This window comes from Kitasatospora sp. NPDC059803 (genome assembly GCF_042732255.1).
Taxonomy (GTDB): Bacteria; Actinomycetota; Actinomycetes; order Streptomycetales; family Streptomycetaceae; genus Kitasatospora.
This window is the reverse complement of the sequence record NZ_JBHWIJ010000419.1, coordinates 1,520-5,652: the sequence shown is the minus strand read 5'-3', so window position 1 is coordinate 5,652 and position 4,133 is coordinate 1,520. Positions and strand designations below refer to the sequence as shown.

Genomic DNA, 4,133 nt, shown 5'->3' with positions numbered 1-4,133 from the left:
CCCGCACCCCTGGTGGGTGCGGGCCCTCGCCCGTGTCCGGTCCGCGCCTTCGGCCCTACTGGGCGCCGGAGGACGCCGACAGCAGGTCCTCCAGCTCCTCCTCGCGCTCCTGCGCGGCCACGAAGAGCAGCTCGTCGCCGCCCTCCAGGGTGTCGTCCTTGCCCGGCACCAGGACCCGGCCCTCGCGGATGATCGTCACCAGCGCGGTGTCCTGCGGCCAGGCCACGTCGCCCACCCGGGTGCCGACCAGCTCGGTGTCGGCGGCCAGGGTCAGCTCGACCAGGTTGGCGTTGCCCTGGCTGAAGCGCATCAGCCGGACCAGGTCGCCGACGCTGACCGCCTCCTCGACCAGGGCGGACATCAGACGCGGGGTGGACACGGCCACGTCCACGCCCCAGGACTCGTTGAAGAGCCACTCGTTCTTCGGGTTGTTCACCCGGGCGACCACCCGCGGCACCGCGTACTCGGTCTTGGCGAGCAGCGAGACGACCAGGTTCACCTTGTCGTCGCCGGTCGCGGCGATCACCACGTGGCAGCGCTGCAGCGCCGCCTCGTCCAGCGAGGTGATCTCGCAGGCGTCGGCCAGCAGCCACTCCGCCATGGGCACCCGCTCCACCGAGATGGAGTTGGGGTTCTTGTCTATCAGCAGGACCTCGTGCCCGTTCTCCAGCAGCTCGCCCGCGATCGAGCGACCCACGGCACCGGCCCCGGCAATGGCGACCCGCATCAGTGACCCTCCTCCTTCGGCCCCTGCGCGAACGCGGCCTCGACCGCCGTCAGGTCGCCCCGGCGCAGCATCACGTGCACCAGGTCGCCTTCCTGCACCACCATCTGGGGCGAGGGCAGCACGCCCTCGCCGAGCCGGGTGACGAACGCCACCCGGGCGCCGGAGGACTCCTCCAGCACGCCGATGCGGTGGCCGACCCAGCCCGGGGCGTAGGCGACCTCGGCCAGCTGGACGCCGCCGCTCGGGTCCTGCCACAGCGGCTCGGCGCCGCTCGGCAGCAGCCGGCGCAGCATCTGGTCGGCGGTCCACCGGACCGTCGCCACGGTCGGGATGCCCAGGCGCTGGTAGACCTCGGCGCGGCGGGGGTCGTAGATCCGGGCCGCGACGTTCTCCACGCCGAAGTTCTCCCGGGCCACCCGCGCGGCGATGATGTTGGAGTTGTCGCCGCTGGAGACCGCGGCGAACGCGCCGGCCTCCTCGATGCCCGCCTCGCGCAGGGTGTCCTGGTCGAAGCCGACGCCGGTCACCCGGCGCCCGTTGAACCCGGCGCCCAGCCGACGGAACGCGGTCGGGTCCTGGTCGACCACGGCCACCGAGTGGCCCTGTTTCTCCAGGGCTCTGGCGAGGGCCGAGCCCACGCGGCCGCAGCCCATGATGACGATGTGCACCGGCGCTACCTCACCCGTCCCGTAGGGTTCTTGACCTGCGCAAACACCGTTCATCTCCCTTTCCCGCCCGGCTTCCCTGGGCGAGCGTTCTCGTGGGGCGCCGACTCACAACCTGAGTGTTGCCCGCCGACTCGTATCCGACACGCTAGCCGGTCCATAGAACGCAGTCGCGACGAAGGGGGGGACAAACGGCGGAGCCCGGCCCGGGAAGCCCCTACGATTCCTTAACGTGCCTATGCCGACTGACCTACCGAAACGCATCCTGATCGGGCGCGCCCTGCGCAGCGACAAATTGGGCGAAACACTTCTGCCCAAGCGGATCGCGCTGCCCGTCTTCGCCTCGGACGCGCTCTCCTCGGTCGCGTACGCCCCCGAGGAAATCCTGCTGACGCTCTCCGTGGCGGGTGCCTCGGCGATCCACTTCTCCTGGCAGATCGGCGTCGTCGTCGCGATCGTGATGCTCGCGGTGGTCGCCTCCTACCGGCAGAACGTGCACGCCTACCCGAGCGGCGGCGGCGACTACGAGGTCGCGACCGTCAACCACGGGCCCAAGTCGGGACTCGTCGTCGCCAGCGCCCTGATGGTCGACTACGTGCTCACCGTGGCCGTCTCGACGACCTCGGGCGTCGCCAACGTCGTCTCCGCCGTCCCCGCGCTGCGCGGCCACGAACTGACCCTGTCGGTCATCGTCGTGGTGGTGCTGATGGGCATGAACCTGCGCGGCGTCCGCGAATCCGGCACCGCCTTCGCCGTCCCGACGTACGCGTTCATGATCGGCGTCATCGGCATGGTCGGCTACGGCTTCGTCCGGCACTTCCTGCTCGGCCAGGACATGCCCGCCGAGAGCTCCGGATTCCACCTCGCCGCCATCCCCGGCAACGAATCGCTGGCCGGGTTCGCCATGGTGTTCCTGCTGCTCAAGTCGTTCTCCTCCGGCTGTGCCGCGCTCACCGGCGTGGAGGCCATCTCCAACGGCGTGCCGGCCTTCCGCAAGCCCAAGAGCAAGAACGCCGCCACCACCCTGTTGATGATGGCCAGCATCGCCGTGGTGATGTTCATGGGCATCATCTGGCTGGCCCGCCTCACCGGCGTGCAGATGGCCGAGAACCCGGCCGAGCAGCTCGTCGGCTCCTCGCCCGGCTACCACCAGAAGACCGCGCTCGCCCAGATCAGCGAAGCCGTCTTCAACAACTTCACGCCCGGCTTCTACTTCGTCGCCGCCGTCACCGGCCTGATCCTGGTGCTCGCCGCGAACACCGCCTTCAACGGCTTCCCGGTGCTCGGCTCGATCCTCGCCCAGGACCGCTACCTGCCGCGCCAGCTGCACACCCGCGGCGACCGGCTGGCCTTCTCCAACGGCATCATCCTGCTGGCGATCGCCGCGATCCTGTTCGTCATCGCCTTCGACGCGGACCCCAACCGGCTGATCCAGCTCTACATCGTCGGCGTCTTCGTCTCCTTCAACATGAGCCAGTCCGGCATGATCCGGCACTGGACCCGGCTGCTGCGCACCGAGACCGACCCGGCCAAGCGTCGCCACATGCAGCGCAGCCGGGCGATCAACACCTTCGGCCTGGTGATGACCATGGCCGTGCTGATCGTCGTCCTGGTCACCAAGATCAGCCATGCCTGGATCGCGATCGCCGCGATGGTCGTGCTCTTCGTGATGATGAAGGGCATCCGCCGCCACTACGACCGGGTCTCCGAGGAGCTCACCGCCGCCGAGGAGCCGGACGACGTGGTGCTGCCCACCCGGGTGCACGCCATCGTGCTGGTCTCCAAGCTGCACAAGCCTGCGCTGCGCGCCCTCGCCTACGCCAGGCTCGCCCGCGCCCACACCCTGGAGGCCGTCACCGTCAACGTCGACCCGGCCGACACGGCGGCGCTGCGCCGGGAATGGGACGAGCGCGGCATCGAGGTGCCGCTCAAGGTGCTGGACTCGCCGTTCCGCGAGATCACCGGGCCCGTCCTCGACTACGTGAAGAACCTGCGCCGCAGCAGCCCGCGTGAGGTGGTGTCGGTCTACATCCCCGAGTACGTGGTCGGCCACTGGTACGAGCACCTGCTGCACAACCAGAGCGCGCTGCGGCTCAAGGGACGACTGCTGTTCAAGCCCGGGGTGATGGTCACCTCGGTGCCGTGGCAGCTGGAGTCCTCCGAGCGGCGCAAGCCGCAGAAGGCCTGGTCGGCGCCGGGTGCCGTCCGGCGTGGCGAGCCTCGGGCGCCGAAGGCCGTAAAGTCGAAGGTCCCCGTTATGCCAGACGCCACCGCTGACAGCAGCAAGGACTCCGCCCAGTGACCCGCAACACCCCGTCCCGCTCCTCCGGATCCTCGGGCAAGGGCGCCCGCAAGGGCGCCGCCACCCCCGGCAAGGTCGCCCGGCCGCGCTGGGGCAAGCCCGTGCGCCCGGCCGCCACCGACCGCGACGGCTTCACCGCGCAGACCGCGCCGCTCGCGCCGGGCGAGCCCGCTCCCGCGCGTCCGGCGGAAGCCGACACGGGGAAGCCGAAGGCCGACCGTACGCAGAAGACCGACCGTGCGCAGAAGGCCGAGCGCACGCAGAAGGCCGAGCGCTCCAAGGACGGCGCGCCGAAGGGCGACCGCGCGCAGGGATCCCGCGCGCAGGCGTCCCGCACGCCGGGGGAGCGGCCGCGCAAGCAGGCGGTGCGGCCGCCGAAGGCGCTGCGCACCGCGCCGCGGGGCGCGCGGGCCGGGGCGCGGACGGGGGCGGGGGGGGC

Annotated in this window: 3 protein-coding genes and 1 pseudogene; 2 read left to right on the top strand and 2 right to left on the bottom strand. The window is 70.9% G+C overall.

Annotated elements, in window-relative coordinates:
• Window positions 1-55: 55 nt before the first annotated feature.
• On the bottom strand, window positions 56-727 hold the full coding sequence (locus ACFV6I_RS37080) for a TrkA family potassium uptake protein (RefSeq protein WP_063347598.1): 672 nt from the start codon (window positions 725-727) through the stop codon (window positions 56-58).
• Window positions 727-1,395, bottom strand: coding sequence for a TrkA family potassium uptake protein (locus ACFV6I_RS37075; RefSeq protein WP_063347597.1), 669 nt, complete (start codon window positions 1,393-1,395; stop codon window positions 727-729). Before ACFV6I_RS37075 ends, ACFV6I_RS37080 begins: the two co-directional genes overlap by 1 nt.
• A 229-nt stretch (window positions 1,396-1,624) precedes the next feature.
• On the opposite strand from ACFV6I_RS37075, the gene ACFV6I_RS37070 reads away from it, so the two are divergent.
• Together ACFV6I_RS37070 and ACFV6I_RS37065 are read left to right on the top strand one after the other, a co-directional pair.
• On the top strand, window positions 1,625-3,694 hold the full coding sequence (locus ACFV6I_RS37070) for an APC family permease (protein ID WP_107452862.1): 2,070 nt from the start codon (window positions 1,625-1,627) through the stop codon (window positions 3,692-3,694).
• Window positions 3,691-4,133, top strand: a pseudogene (locus ACFV6I_RS37065) (hypothetical protein); the annotation flags it as partial. The gene ACFV6I_RS37070 and the pseudogene ACFV6I_RS37065, both read left to right, overlap by 4 nt.